The sequence below is a fragment of the Pseudomonas sp. 18173 genome (assembly GCF_050432945.1).
In the GTDB taxonomy this organism is placed as follows: Bacteria; Pseudomonadota; Gammaproteobacteria; order Pseudomonadales; family Pseudomonadaceae; genus Aquipseudomonas.
On sequence record NZ_JBKFTN010000040.1, the window covers coordinates 12,695 to 28,734 of the forward strand.

4 protein-coding genes are annotated in these 16,040 nt (G+C 61.6%); 1 reads left to right on the plus strand and 3 read right to left on the minus strand.

Annotated features, from left to right (window positions below):
* Window positions 1-50: 50 nt before the first annotated feature.
* The 3 genes from ACLD1X_RS27925 to ACLD1X_RS27935 are packed head-to-tail and all read right to left on the minus strand — an operon-like array spanning window position 51 to window position 4,464.
* Window positions 51-1,379 (minus strand): TolC family outer membrane protein, encoded by a 1,329-nt coding sequence (locus ACLD1X_RS27925; protein ID WP_429373350.1) that lies wholly within the window; start codon window positions 1,377-1,379, stop codon window positions 51-53.
* A gap of 1 nt (window position 1,380) precedes the next feature.
* Window positions 1,381-2,721, minus strand: a complete 1,341-nt coding sequence (locus tag ACLD1X_RS27930; protein ID WP_429373352.1) for an HlyD family type I secretion periplasmic adaptor subunit — start codon at window positions 2,719-2,721, stop codon at window positions 1,381-1,383.
* Window positions 2,722-2,727: 6 nt separating this feature from the next.
* A complete protein-coding gene (locus ACLD1X_RS27935) occupies window positions 2,728-4,464 on the minus strand; it encodes a type I secretion system permease/ATPase (RefSeq protein WP_429373354.1) in 1,737 nt (578 codons plus the stop codon).
* Window positions 4,465-5,135: 671 nt separating this feature from the next.
* Between ACLD1X_RS27935 and ACLD1X_RS27940 the strand changes: the two genes are divergently transcribed.
* Window positions 5,136-16,040, plus strand: a 10,905-nt coding sequence (locus ACLD1X_RS27940; protein WP_429373356.1) for a peroxidase family protein, incomplete at its 3' end; no start/stop codon positions are given.

A 16,040-nucleotide genomic window follows, 5' to 3' on the forward strand; every position in this document is an offset into this window, starting at 1 on the left:
GGAGGGGGCCGGTCGGCAATCATTTTGCTCGACCGGCCGGCGGGTGAAGGTTATTTGGTGACCAGCAGTTCCGGGCCGAGGTAGTCGTTGACCTGATTGATATCGTCGTCGCCCAGGCTGCCTACCGAAGAGGCCAGGCGCAGGCGCGACATCAAGTAACGTATCTTGGCATCGAACAGGTCGTGGCGCGCAACGAACAGCAGTTCTTCGGCATTGAGCACGTCCGAGTTGGTGCTGGTGCCACCTTCCTTGAAGCCCTTGCGTGTCGATGCCAGTGAGCGTTCGTTGGACTCTACGGCCTTCTCCAGTGCGCGAATGCGTTTGGCGCCACTCAGGATGCCTTGATACTCACGGGTGGTTTCGGTGATGACTTCCTGTCGCGCGGCGTCGAGTTCATCGATGGCCTTATCGCTATTGGCACTGGCCTGGCGTGTCAACGCGCTGACGCCACCACCGCTGTACAGCGGGATATTGACTTCCAGCCCGACCGAGCCGTAGTGGTTGCGTTGATTCAACTCGGAGAGTGACTGGCTCTCACCCGCGGTGTAGCCAGCAATGAAATCCAGTGTTGGCCAGTGGCCGGCCCTGGCACGATTGACTTCTTCGGCTGCGAGGTCGCTGCTATAGCGGCGCGCATGGATCAGCGGACTATCGGTCTGGGCCTTGACCAGCCAGTCCTGCAGGTTGCTCGGTAGCAGCGGTGGTGTATCGAAGCTCGGGCGCAAGGTGGTCACTGACTCGGGAGTTTCGCCGATATATTCCTCAAGCTTGCGGCGCGCGTTGATCAGGTTGTCCTGCGCTTCGATCAGCTCGGCATCGGCGAGGTCGCGACGAGCGGTCGATTCGTCGATGTCGGTGATGGTGCCGGCCCCCAGTTCCATGCGCCGTTTGGCCGAGGCGAGTTGTTCTTCGAAGGCGGTCAGCTTGGACTTGGCCAGAGTGATGGTTTCGCTGGCCAGGAGCACGTCGAAATAGCTTTCGGCCAGGCGCACCGCGGCGTCCTGGGTCTTGGCATCGAACACCGCGTTGCTGTAGTCGGCACGCTGCTGACCCTGGCGGTATTCGGCCATCTTCTGTTTGTTGAACAGCGGCTGGCGCAGGCGCACGTTGGCGCCCTTGGAGTCGTAATGGAGATCTCTGTCGATGCCGCTCTGGCTTTGGGAGCCATTGACCTTGTTGTGGTAGCCCGAGGCATTGATCTGCGGTAGCAGGCCAGCCTTGCCAATGGCGCGGTTTTCCTGGCCGGCCTCTTTTTCATGCACGGAGGCCTGGTAGATCGGGCCCTGGTACTGCAACAAATCCCAGGCTTGCTTGAGGTCCATGGCATCGGCCGGCAGGGCCAACCCCAACAGGCAGAAGAACAGGCAATGACGTTCCATCTCATTGTTCCTTGAATGAACTGTCCACACGATCGAGCATTGGTTTAAGAAGATAGCTCATCATGTTGCGTTCGCCTGTCTTGATGGTGACGCTGGCGGGCATACCGGGACGAATGTGGTTGACGCCAAGCAGGCCCATGCCATCGGGTGTGACTTCCACCTGGGCCAGGTAGAACGGTTGCTTGCTTTCCTCGTCCATCAGGCGGTCGGCGGAGATGGTTTTCACGCGACCGGGGATGTTTGGCGTCTTGGCATGGTTGAAGGCCGGGAAGGAAATGTCCACGGGCAGGCCGGGAACCATTTTGTCGATGGCCTGCACGGGAATCATCGCATCGACCTGCAGCGGCTCGTTGACCGGTACGATTTCCATGATCTTGAAGCCCGGCTGAATGACTCCACCGACGGTGGCAATGCTCAGGGACTGGACCATGCCATCGATGGGCGAGCGAATCACCGTGTGGGTCACTTCATAGTCGAGTGCGCGCAAGCGGTCGGCCAGGGTGGTGTTTTCCTTGGCGGTTTCAGTCAGCTGCGATTCGACTTCCTTCAGGTAGTCGTGCTGGCGCTGCAGGATGCGCAGCTTGATTTCGGTGGTCTGGCTACGCACGCGGGCGATGTTGTTGAGGTTCTCGGCCTGGCCGGCGGAGAGTTCGGCATTGCTGCGTTCCAGCTCAAGCAGGCGGTTGCGTGGCACATAGCCTTCGGCCGTCAGCACGCGGGTACCTTGCAGTTCCTGGTTGAGGAAGTTGATCTGCGAGGCGCGGGCGTTATAGACCTGCTGCAGGCCCTTTTGTTGCACGGCCGAGGCCGCCAGGTTCTCCTGCAGGATGCTGATTTCGCCAGCGAGACCGGCGCGCCGGGTGTCCAGCAGGCGCTGTTGCAGGTCCATGGCGGCCTCCAGGCGGTGGTCACCTTTGAAGCGCTGGAGCAAATCGGGGTCGAAGTTCACCACGTCGCGGCCGTCACGTTCGGCTTCCAGGCGGTTTTCCACGGTCTTGCTGACGATGTACTGGGCACTGAGCGCCCCCTGTTCAGAGGCGGCGCGCAACGAGTCGAGGCGGACTACTTCCTGACCCTTTGTCACTACATCGCCTTCGCGAACGAGAATGGCCTCAACGGTACCGCCGGTGAGATGCTGTACGGCCTTGCGGTTGCTGGTGACCTTGACTGTGCCTGTCGCTACCACGCCGGCATCCAGGGGCGCCAGGCAAGACCACAGCAGGAAGCCGCCGAAGCCGGCAAGCACCAGCCATACGCCAAATCGCGCGGGTTTGCCGACGTCCAGATCTACTATGTTCCGGGGATCGGCCTTGATCATCTCGGTGTGTTGGCTCATTTGCATGATCGGTCACTCCCGTGCTTTGACGGAGGCCAGCGGAGTCGACGCGCCGGCAGGTAGCACGCTGGCCTTGCGCAGCGCTGCGAATACTTCATCGCGCGTGCCGAGCATCTGCACGCCGCCGTCGCGCATCATCAGCACCTTGTCGACGGCGCAGAGTACGTTGGGGCGGTGGGAAATCAGAATGACGGTCGCGCCACGGTCCTTGAGTTCGGCCAGCGCATCGACCAAAGCCTTTTCGCCGACGTCGTCGAGGTTGGCGTTCGGCTCATCCAGTACGATCAGATTGGGCTCGCCATATAGGGCGCGGGCCAAGGCGATGCGCTGCTTCTGGCCACCGGAAAGCGGGCTGCCATCGGTGCCCAGGCGGGTGTCATAACCCTGCGGAAATCGCAGGATCATTTCGTGCACGCCAGTGATCTTGGCGGCACGGATGACCGCTTCGCTGTCCACTTCGCCAAAGCGCGCAATGTTGTCGGCGATGTTGCCCTCGAACAACTCTACGTCCTGTGGCAGGTAGCCGAGCCAGGGGCCAAGTTCGCCCTTGTTCCAGGTGAACATGTCCGCGCCGTCCAGGCGTACCTTGCCGGCTTGCGACGGCCAGACGCCGACCAGCAGGCGGGCGAGGGTGGATTTGCCCGAGGCGGACGGGCCGATAATGCCAAGGCTTTCGCCGGGGACAAGACTGAAGCTGATGCCGCGCAGAATCGTGTTGTTGGTACCGGGGGCGCCGGCATACACATTCTCGACTGCCAGCATGCCCATTGGCCGCTGCAGCGACATGCTTGGCGGCCGGGACGGGTAGTCGCTCAGCATCTCATTGAGCCGGCCCCAGGCCGAACGGCAGCCGAGCAGTTGCTTCCACGATGCGATGACCTGTTCCACCGGGCCCAGTGCGCGACCGGTAAGGATCGAGCAGGCAATCATCATCCCGGGGGTGATCTTGCCTTCGATCGCCAGCAGCGCGCCGGCCCCGAGGATCAGCGACTGCAAAGTGATGCGCACGAAGCGCCCGGTGCTGCTGATCAAGGCGGCGCGGTCGGAGGCCAGGGTCTGCATTTCCAGAATGCGCAAATGGCTCAGGTACCAGCGCTTGGTGATCGACGGCAGCATGCCCATGGCCTCGATGACTTCGGCGTTGCGCAGGTTGTTGTTGGCGTACTGGGCGGAGGAGAGGGCCGCCTGGTTGGCTTCGGCCAGCGGCTTCTGCGTGGCCTTTTCAGTGAGATACGCCAGGCCCATCAGAATCAGCGAGCCGACCAGCGTGAGCAGTCCCAGCAGTGGGTGGATCAGGTAGGCGACCAGCAGGTAGATCGGCGTCCAGGGTGCATCGAAGAACGCGAACAGGGAATTGCCGGTGACAAACTGACGAACCTGGGCGAGGTCTTGCAGGGCCTGGGCCGGATTACCGCCGGCGCGGCTCAGGTTGCGCTCGAACGCCGCGGTGAAAATGCGCCGGTTGAGGTCCATGTCGAGGCAGTTGCCGACCCGGATCAGCACGCGGGTGCGGACCATTTCCAGGGTGGACATCAGCAGGAACAGACCGACCACCAGAACCGTCAGCATCGTCAGCGTCGTGACGTTGCGACTGACCAGGGCTCGATCATAGACCTGCAACATATAAACGGCTGGCGTCAACATCATGACGTTTATGACGCCGCTGAACCCTGCCAGCGAATAAAAACTTCGGCGCAGGCGAAAAAGGGCGTCGGCCAATTCGGAACGGATGCTCGACTGCTTGGACATGTTGGTCCTCCCACTTCGAAAAGCCGGTTGCCCTGGTGGCGCAACAGCTAACGATAAATGTAGTTCCTTAAACAGCTTATGGACACGCAGGCTGGTCGCTCTATGGATGGCGAGTCTTCCGAAATCGCTGCGTTGCTCCCTTATGCTGCAGCGTAGGTGGCGGTGAAACAAATCGAAATAACATTTCGCTCTATAGTTGCACTCAACCGCCTATATATCTTTGAAAAACAGCTAGTTGAAAGGCTCAAATGCCAGTCGTCTGTTTTAGTGACGTAATATTGACAAAGGTTTGCAATGGAACTTTAGTCTTAGGTGTCGGGGGGCCCACCCGTCTGATGCCTGCCATCGTTTTGGCAACGCAAGACGCGGAGATTTTCCCGGGAGGAACCGCGCATGTTGATCATTTCGTTCTTTTGCAGGGTAAAGGGGCTCACCAGCAAGTTTGCCTTTACCTCCTGCTTCCACGGCCCGCCCTGGGCTCGTATTCGCTCTGCCTGATCGCCCGGCGAGCAATCAAATACGCGAATTTCAGGCGTGTATCCCGGGTCCCGGGTAACGCCAGCTCTCGCTAAAAAACATAAAAAACAAACTGCGTAAGCCAGCACTTGACTGGGCGCGGGAGGACCTTCTCGTCCCGCGCCTTTCCCCAGATAGATCGAGGGCAAAACAAAATGGCCAATTTCAACAAGTCGGACCTGGAGTTCATCCTCAAACAAATCTTCATCGCGGAGGCGAATGCCAACGGCGCCAGCCTCGCTGATTTGCTTCCCAACTCTCAGGTGCCATTCGGTCTGCGTACCGTCGATGGCAGCTTCAACAACCTGGTCACCGGCCAGAGCGAGTTTGGCGCCGCGGACAACGCCTTCCCGCGCCTGCTTGATCCTTCCTTTCTATCGCCGGCATACGCCGGGACGGGAACGGTGATCGACCCGCAACCGCGGATTATCAGCAACCTGATCGTCGATCAGACCGCCAACAACCCGGCGGCTTATGCCTCAGCCTTCGACCCGGGCCTGGACGGTGTGCTCAATTTCGGCGCGCCGGGTAATGACGACGTGCTCAAGGATGGCGTACAGGTAGTCACCAGCCCCGGGCTCGATGGCGTGTTCGGCACGGCCGATGACAAGCCTGTGTTCTTCATGCCCAACGTGTCGCCGGACGTCGGCCTGACCGCCAGCTTCAACTCGTGGATGACCTTCTTCGGCCAGTTCTTCGACCACGGCCTCGACCTGGTCACCAAGAGCGCTACCGACATCGTGTTCATTCCGCTGCAGCCGGACGATCCGTTGTTCGTACCGGGCAGCCCGACCAACTTCATGGTGCTGTCGCGTGCGGTGCGTACCGCCGGTGCGGACGGGGTAATCGGCACTGCCGATGATGGCCAGCCCAACACCACCTCGCCGTTCGTCGACCAGAGCCAGACCTACAGCTCGCACCCGTCGCATCAGGTGTTCCTGCGTGAGTACACCCTCAACGCGGCAGGCGATCCCGTGGCAACGGGACGCTTGATTACCAACCGCGACCTGGGCGCCGATGGCCTGTTCGGCACTGCCGATGATGGCAACAGCGAAAATGGCGGCATGGCGACCTGGAAAGTGGTCAAGGCCCAGGCCCGCGACATTCTCGGCATCGACCTGACTGACGCCGATGTACACAACGTACCGCTGCTGGCAACCGATGCTTACGGCAACTTCATCCGTGGGCCGAACGGCATGCCGCAGGTGGTGATCCGCATCAGCAACGGTGCCGACGGCATCGCCGGGACAGCTGACGACGTCACTCAACTGGTTGAAGGCAACCGGGCAGCTCCGATCAGCCTGGCCAACGCCGTGAGCACCGGGCATGGTTTCCTCGACGACATTGCCCACAATGCTGCGCCGGTAGTCGTCGGCGGGGTTCTGCAGGCGGATGGCGACATCGCTGTCGGCAACGCGCAGATAACTGACGGGGCCGGCAACAACCTGACCTATGACAACGAACTGCTCGACGCCCACTACATTGCCGGCGACGGCCGGGTCAACGAGAACATCGGCCTGACCACCGTGCACCATGTGTTCCACTCCGAGCACAACCGCCTGGTCCAGCAGTCCAAGGACACCATCCTGGCCTCCGGTGACCTGGCCTTCCTCAATGAGTGGCTGGTTGACGACGTGGCCGCGATACCGACTACCCCCGCCGGGATCGCGGCGCTGGTGTGGGACGGTGAACGCCTGTTCCAGGCTGCCAAGTTCGGTACCGAGATGCAGTACCAGCACCTGGTGTTCGAGGAGTTCGCGCGGACCGTTCAGCCACAGGTCGACGGGTTCCTTGCGCCCAATGGGTATGACACTTCGATCAATCCGGCCATCCTCGCCGAGTTCGCGCACGTGGTGTACCGCTTCGGTCACTCGATGTTGACCGAGACCGTCGATCGTTTCGATCCCGCGTTCAATCCGCTCCTCACCAACCCGGCCAACCCGGACTCGCAGCTGGGTCTGATCGCGGCCTTCCTCAATCCGCTGGCGTTCGCCGGCAGCGGGGTGACTGCGGACCAGGCGGCAGGGGCGATCATTCGCGGTGTGACCCGCCAGGTTGGCAACGAGATCGATGAGTTCGTCACCGAAGCGTTGCGCAACAACCTGCTCGGTCTGCCGCTCGATTTGCCGAGCCTGAACCTGGCGCGTGGTCGCGACACGGGCATCCCCACCTTGAACGAGGCGCGGCGTGAGTTCTACGCCATGACCGGCGACAGCCAGCTCAAGCCCTACATCAGTTGGGCTGACCTGGCGGACAGCCTCAAGCACCCCGAGTCACTGGTCAACTTCATCGCGGCCTTTGGCACGCATGCCACGATTACGGGGGCGACCACGCTGGCAGCCAAACGCGCTGCCGCCATGGCGCTGGTATTCAATGGTGCGGGTTCACCAGCTGACCGCCTGGACTTCCTCAACAGCACCGGTGCCTATGCCAACGTAACGACGGCCGGCAAGGACGGGATTCTGGGTACCGCAGATGACCAGACCGGTGTGACGGTCACCGGTGTCGACGACATCGACTTCTGGGTCGGTGGCCTGGCCGAACAGAAAATGCCGTTCGGCGGCATGCTCGGCTCGACATTCAACTTCGTGTTTGAAACGCAGCTGGAGGCGTTGCAGAACGGCGACCGCTTCTACTACCTGTCGCGTACCGCGGGCCTGAACTTCGGCACGGAGCTTGAGAACAATTCCTTTGCCAAGCTGATCATGCTCAACAGCGATGTCACCCACTTGTCGAATACCGTGTTCCTGACACCGACGTTCACCCTTGAAGTGAATCAGGCCAATCAGTTCACGGGTCTTGGCGTGGATAACCGCGCCGATCCGACGGGCGGCATCATGATCAACGGCGTGGAAGTCGTGCCGCTGGTGATTCGCGACAACCCCGACACTGTGGGTCCGGACACCAACTATCTGCAGTACACCGGTGAAGACCATGTCGTCCTGGGCGGTACCGCCGGCAACGACATCATCATCTCCGGTGACGGCGATGACACCGTTTACGGCGACGCTGGCGATGACCGCCTCGAAGGCGGTGCCGGCAACGATGCGGTGCTGGGCGGCGCGGGCGATGACATCATCAGCGACTCGTTCGGCGACAACCGCCTGGAGGGTAATGCCGGTAACGATGTGATCGTGGCTGGCAGCATGCTTGCTGCGGGCAACCTGATCCTGGGCGGCGACGGCCAGGACTTCATCATCACCACCGAAGACATCACCACCACCTTCGGCGGCCAGGGTGACGACTTCATCCTGGGCGCCAAGACCAACCTGCCACCAACCGGCAACGAAGGTGATGACTGGATCGAGAAGGGCACCCAGGACGGTGCGCCTGGCGATAACTTCTCGCCGTTGCTGCTTGACGATGTGGTCGGCAACGACATCTTTGTCGGTGGCGGTGGCTTCGACGAAATGATCGGCGAGGGTGGCGACGACATCTTCGTCGGCAGCGATGCCCAGGACAAGATGGACGGCATGTCCGGCTTCGACTGGGTGACCTACAAGAATGACAAGGTTGGCGTGACCGTTGACCTGACCCTGGCCGCATTGGCGCAGCCACACGGCAACGCGCCAAACCAGAATGCCGGCGTGTTCAATCCGGTCGGGGCTTCGCCCGCCTCGATTCTTGACCGCTTCGCCGAGGTCGAGGGTGTGTCCGGTTCGAACTTCAGTGACGTACTCAAAGGCGATGATGTCGATGCGGTCACGATCATCAACCACGGCGGTGCCACGGGCAGTGCCCTGACCAATGTCGCGTTGATCCGCGGACTGGCTCAGTTCCTGGCCGATGCCGGCTTGCCGACCACCGGCTTTGCCACTGGCAACATCATGCTCGGCGGCAATGGCAGTGACCTGATCGAAGGTCGCGGTGGCGATGACCTGATCGATGGCGACAAGTGGATCAACGTCAGAATCGCCGTTTATGCCGCGGGTGATGTCAACCATACCGGTCCCGAAATCGCCAGCTTCGACAGCATGGTCGACATGATCCCGTTCATGCTGGACCGCACCTATAACCCTGGCCAGCTCAAGGCCGTGCGGGAAATCCTGCCCGGTACCTCGACAGGCGGGGCGGCCTTCGACACCGCCATTTACTCCGGGGTTGCGTCCGAGTATTCGGTTACCGTTGACGACCGCGGCACGGCCAACGTGGCGGACGATGTCTGGACGGTCACAGATAGCGTGGCGGGTCGCGACGGCACCGATACGCTGCTGCATATCGAACGCCTGCAATTCGCCGATACCCAGCAAGTGCTGGTGACGGGGCTGAATGCTCAACCGATTGGCAGCCCGACCCTTACCGATGGAAACGGCGGGGCGATTACGGTCGGCGACACGCTGACGGTCAGCGTGGCCGGGGTACGCGATGCCGACAACGTCGCGGCAGGCAATCCGCTGGGGCTTATTACCAACTCCTCGGTGTCCTACATCTGGCAGTTCGAGGCCACGCCTGGTAGCGGTGTATTCGAGGACATCATCCTGTTGCCGGCGGGCGACCTGGCGTTCCAGAGCGCCGATGGTACCGCGTTCAAGGTCTCTCCTGACCTTGCCGGGTTGTCGTTGCGGGTCAAGGCGATCTATCAGGATGGCCACGGCACCACGGAGATCCTGTTCTCCACGCCGACGGGTGCCGTAGCCCCCGGTGCACCGGTTACGCCAACGGCACCGGTTCCTGTAATCGACGCCACTGCGGGCGGCGCGGGCCTTCACATGGTCCGCTCCGACCTCAACTTCATCCTTGACCAGATCAAGATTGCCGAGGCGGATGCAGCCGGTCAGGACATCCTCTCGCTGATCCCGAACATCCGTTCGCCATTGGGTCTGCGCGCGGTCGACGGGTCAAACAACAACCTGATGAACCTCAACGGCAACAACCACACCGAGTTTGGTGCCGCCGACAACATCTTTCCGCGCTTGACCGATCCGGTCTTCAATCCGGCGGAAGGAGGAACGTCGTACGCGCAGAACACGGGCCTTGTGATTGACTCGCAGCCGCGCACCATCAGTAACCTGATCGTCGACCAGACTGCCAACAACCCGGCGGCTTATGCCACGGCTTTCAATCCGGGCTTGAACGGTCATCTCGACTTCGGAGTAGTGGGGCCGCTTAATGACGACGTACTCAAGGATGGCGTACATATTGTCGCCAGCCCTGGCCTGGATGGTCAGTTCGGTACTGCCGACGACCACGATGTGTACCTGTTCGAGAACACCACGGCGGACGCAGGGTTGTCTGCGCCATTCAACGCCTGGATGACCTTCTTCGGGCAGTTCTTCGATCATGGCCTGGACCTGGTCACCAAAGGCGGTTCGGGCACCGTGTTCATCCCGCTGCAACCGGATGATCCGCTGTTCGTGCCTGGCAGCCCCACCAACTTCATGGTGCTGACCCGCGCGACCAACCTGCCAGGACCGGATGGCGTTCTCGGCACGGCCGACGACATCCATGAGCAAACCAACACCACCACGCCATTCGTGGACCAGAACCAGACCTACAGCTCGCACCCGTCGCACCAGGTGTTCCTGCGCGCTTATGAGCTGACCGCCACCGGCCCCATAGCGACCGGCCGGCTGATCACTAACCGTGACCTGGGTGCGGATGGCACGTTTGGTACCGCTGACGACGTTGAAATCGGTGGCATGGCAACCTGGAAGGTGGTCAAGGCGCAGGCACGCGACGTGCTCGGTATCAATCTTACCGATGCCGACGTCGATAATGCCCCGCTGTTGGCAACTGACGCCTATGGCAATTTCATCAAGGGGCCGAACGGCTTCCCGATGGTGGTGATGAAAGGTGCTGACGGGCTGAGTGGCACGGCTGATGACATCCTTGTCGAAGGCAGTCCGGGTGCTCCGCTTGATCTGACCAACGCTGTGCGCACCGGTCACCAGTTCCTCGTCGACATCAACAACAATGCGGTGCCGGTAATCGTCGGAGGGGTTCTGCAGGCGGATGGCGATACCCTTGTCGGCAATGCGCAGCCCGCAGGCCCGGGCGGCAACAACCTGACCTATGACAACGAACTGCTCGACGCTCACTACATCGCCGGCGACGGCCGGGTCAACGAGAACATCGGCCTGACCGCCGTGCATGCGATCTTCCACTCCGAGCACAACCGCCTGGTCCAGCAGACCAAGGACACCGTGCTCGATTCGGGGGACGTGGCGTTCCTCAACGAGTGGCTGCTCAATCCGGTGGCTGCGTTGCCAGCCACCCAGGCTGAGTTCGATGCGCTGGTGTGGAACGGCGAGCGCTTGTTCCAGGCTGCCAAGTTCGGCACCGAGATGCAGTATCAGCACCTGGTGTTCGAGGAGTTTGCACGGACCATCCAGCCCAATGTCGACCTGTTCTTCGCACCGACCCAGGTCTACGACGTCGACCTCGATGCCTCGATCGTCGCCGAGTTCGCCCACACCGTGTACCGGTTTGGTCACTCGATGCTGACCGAGACCGTCGATCGCTACGATATCGACTTCAATGTGGTAGGCGATCCGAACAGCGCCAATCCCGATCAGCAACTGGGCTTGATCGCGGCGTTCCTCAACCCGCTGGCGTACGCCGCCAGTGGCGTTTCGCCAGAGGATGCGACCAGTGCGATCGTGCGTGGGGTGACCCGGCAAACCGGTAACGAAATCGACGAGTTCGTCACCGAGGCGCTGCGCAACAACCTGCTCGGTCTGCCGCTCGACCTGCCGGCGCTCAACATCGCCCGTGGCCGCGACGTAGGGATTCCCTCACTCAATGCGATCCGCCGCGATATCTATAGCCAAACCGGTGATACCCAACTCAAGCCGTACAACAGCTGGGTCGACCTGGTGCAGCACCTCAAGCATCCGGAGTCGTTGATCAACTTCATCGCGGCCTATGGCACGCATGACACGATCACCGGGGCAACCACGATGGAAGGCAAACGCGCTGCAGCCCTGGCGCTGGTGCTCGGTGGTGCGGGTGCGCCAGCCGACCGCCTGGACTTCCTCAACAGCACCGGGGCCTATGCCAACGTGACGCTGCCCGGCAAGGATGGGGTACTGGGTACTGCCGACGACCTGAAGGGCGTGACAATCACGGGTGTCGATGCCATCGACCTCTGGATCGGCGGCCTGGCCGAAGAGAAAACCCCGTTCGGCGGCATGCTCGGCACGACCTTCAACTTCGTGTTCGAGAACCAGCTGGAAAAACTGCAGGACGGCGACCGCTTCTACTACCTGGAGCGTACCTCTGGCCTGTCGATGAATGCCGAACTTGAAAGCAACTCGTTCGCCAAGCTGATCATGGCCAATACCTCGGCCACTCACTTGCCGGGCCTGGTGTTCTCGGATCCGGGGTTCTACCTGGAAGTCGACCAGGGCAGGCAATTCAACGAAGGCCTGGTCACCGTCGATCCGCTCGGCCCGAACGGCGAGCAGGTGGTGTTCCGCGACAACCCGCTGACCGCGGGGCCGGACACCAACTACATTCGCTACACTGGCGAAGAGCACATCGTGCTCGGTGGTACTGACGGCGCAGACATTCTCATCTCCAGCGATGGCGATGACACCGTCTGGGGGGATGCCGGCAACGACCGCATCGACGGCGGTAACGGCAATGACCAACTGCGCGGTGGAGTCGGCGACGACATCATCACCGACACCGGTGGCGACGATAACATCCAGGGTGGCGACGGCAACGATGTGCTGCACGGAGGCAACGGCATCAACCTGATCATTGGCGGCTTCGGCAACGACTTCATCGTGACCGGTGAAGACGCCTCCGAGGCCATTGGTGGCCAGGGCAACGACTTCATCCTGGGCAGCAAAGCCAACGAACAGGACATGGGTAACGAAGGCGACGACTGGATCGAGAAGGGCACCTCGGACGGTGCGCCTGGCGACAACTTCGATCCGCTCGGCAACGATCCGGTGATCGGCAACGATGTATTCGTCGGCGGTAACGAGAACGACAAGTTCAACGGCGAAGGCGGCGACGACATCATGGTCGGCAGTCTCGGCTTCGGTGACCGCTATATCGGCGGCTCCGGCTATGACTGGGCAACCTTCAAGGATCTCGCCCAGGGCGTGACCATCGACTACAGCGACCGCTTCTTCGATGTGCCTGCGCAACCGGGTTCGGGTGCCTCGGCACTGGTGCGCTTCGACATCATGGAAGGTCTGTCGGGTTCGTCCCACGGTGACTTCCTGCGCGGTGACAACGAAGATGCGACATCGCTGCCTACCGCGGGTGCAACCGGCAGCGTGCTGACCAACATCAGCCTGATCAACGGGCTGGCGGGTCTGTTGCCAGTCGGAGCGACGTTCTACGACGGCGGCAACATCATCCTCGGTGGCAGCGGCAGCGACCTCATCGAAGGCCGCGGCGGTGACGACATCATCGATGGTGACAAGTGGCTGAACGTGCGCATCAGCGTACGGGCAAACGCTGATGGCACCGGCGCGGAAATCGCCACGTTCGACAGCATGGCGCCGATGGTCCAGGCCATGCTCAACGGTACTTACAACCCGGGCCAACTGGTCATCGTGCGGGAGATTCTGACCGGCACTGACAACTTCGACACGGCAGTGTTCAGCGGCAATGTGTCGGAGTACACCGTCACCGTCGATGGCAACGCCGTTGTCGTGACCGACCTGGTGGCGGGGCGTGATGGTACCGATCGCCTGACCGGCATCGAACGTCTGCAGTTCGCTGACCAGGCACAGGCGTCCGGTGTAGGCACCGCAGTGAACAGCGGTCCGGTGGGGCGTCTGGCAATTCTCGATGCGACCACCGGTGCGCGTGAAGATACGCCGGTTGCCGGCCAACTGCTGCGTGTCAGCGATCTGTCGATACGTGATGCGGACAGCGTGAGTGCGGCCAATCCGACCGGTGCGGTTACCGGTCCAGTGGCTTACTACTGGCAGGTCGAAAACGTTGCGGGCTCGGGTGTCTTTGAAGACATCACCTTTGTCGCCGCTGGCGAGGTATCGCGGGCAACCGGCGCCACCTATCTGGTGGCGGACGATGTCGCCGGTCTGAACATCCGCGTTCGGGCGGTGTATCAGGATGGCAAGGGTACGCTGGAGATCGTCGATTCGTCGGCGAACAATGCACCGCTTGCCGGGCCGACCATTCTCGGGCGTGCGTTCCTGAACGAGGTGTTGACCGCCGACCCGTCGACCATCATCGACATCGATGGCCTCAGCAATCCGCGGTTCACCTTCCAGTGGCAGGAAACCAACGGGGTCAGCTTCGTCAACATCGCCGGAGCCATCGGCAGCACGTTGACGCTTGGCCCGGATCAGATCGGCGACCAGGTGCGTGTTGTGATGACCTACGTGGATGACTTCGGTTTGACCGAAACCGTTGCGTCGAACGCCACGGCCCCGGTAGCCGCCGGTGATCTGTTTGTCGGTACCACCGGTGTCGATACATGGACCGGCACGGCAGGTAACGACGTCGCCAGTGGAGGTGATGGCAACGACTTCCTGAATGCCTTGGGCGGCATTGACGTCCTCAATGGTGACGCAGGCAATGACATCCTCATCGGGGGGGCGGGTGCCGATACCATGGCGGGAGGCCTGGGCGACGATACCTTTGAGGTGACCGATGCCGGGGACGTGGTCACCGAGCTTGGTGGCGAAGGTGCAGACACGATCTGGACGTCGCTCGCGAGCTACACCCTGGGCGCCAATGTCGAGAACCTTGCGTTCGGCGGCAGCGGCAACTTCGTGGCCACCGGCAACGCACTTGCCAACACGCTCATCGGTGGGGCGGGCAATGACGTCCTGATCGGTGGTGGCGGCGACGACCTGATGAATGGTGGCGTCGGCGGCAACGATACCTATGAAGTCACCGACTCCGGGGACTTTGTGTTCGAACTCGCCGGTTCCGGCCAGGATTCGGTCTGGACCTCGCTGGCGAGCTACACGCTGGGTGCCAACGTCGAGAACCTGTTTTTCGGCGGTAGCGGCAACTTTGCGGGCACCGGTAACGCGCTGGATAACACGATCGTGGGCCGTGCAGGTAACGACGTCCTCGTCGGTGCCGTCGGTAACGACGTCCTCATCGGTGGTGCGGGTGCCGACGCGATGAGCGGCGGTGTCGGCGACGATACCTATGAAGTGACCGACCTCGGGGACGTGGTGACCGAGCTTGGCGGTGACGGTATCGACACCGTCTGGACCTCGCTGGCGAGCTACATGCTGGGTGCCAACGTCGAGAACCTGTTTTTCGGCGGTAGCGGCAACTTTGCGGGCATCGGTAACGCGCTGGATAACATGATCGTGGGCCGTGCAGGTAACGACGTCCTCATCGGTGCCGTCGGTAACGACGTCCTCATCGGTGGCGCGGGTGCCGACGCGATGAGCGGTGGTGTCGGCGACGATACCTATGAAGTGACCGACCTCGGGGACGTGGTGACCGAGCTTGGCGGTGAAGGTATCGACACCGTCTGGACCTCGCTTGCCAGCTACACGCTGGGTGCCAACATCGACAATCTGTTTTTCGGCAGCAGCGGCAACTTTGCGGGCATCGGCAACACGATCGACAACGCGCTCGTCGGTGGTGCGGGTAACGACGTCCTCATCGGTGGCGCCGGTAACGACGTCCTCATCGGTCGCGCAGGTGCCGACGCGATGGACGGCGGCATCGGTAACGATACCTATGAAGTCACCGATTCCGGGGACGCTGTTTTCGAGGCCGCCGGTGCCGGCAACGACACGGTCTGGACCACGCTCGGGAACTACACCCTGGGTAACAACGTCGACAATCTGTTTTTCGGCGGCGGTGGCAATTTCATTGGCGTCGGCAATGCGCTCGGCAACACGCTCGTAGGGGGGGCGGGTAATGACTTTCTCGTCGGCGGTGGCGGTAACGACGTGATGAGTGGCGGTGTCGCCGGCAACGATACGTTCGTGTTTGCTGCAGCGGGTTTCGGCAACGATACGATCGTGGGCTTTGGTGCCAGTCCGGTTGGAGCGCAGGACATGCTCGATATCGCGGGGCTGGGCATCAACAGCGCGACCTTCGCGGCCAACGTGAGCATAGCGGCTGACGGGGCGGACACGGTGGTCGGCATCGGGGCGGAC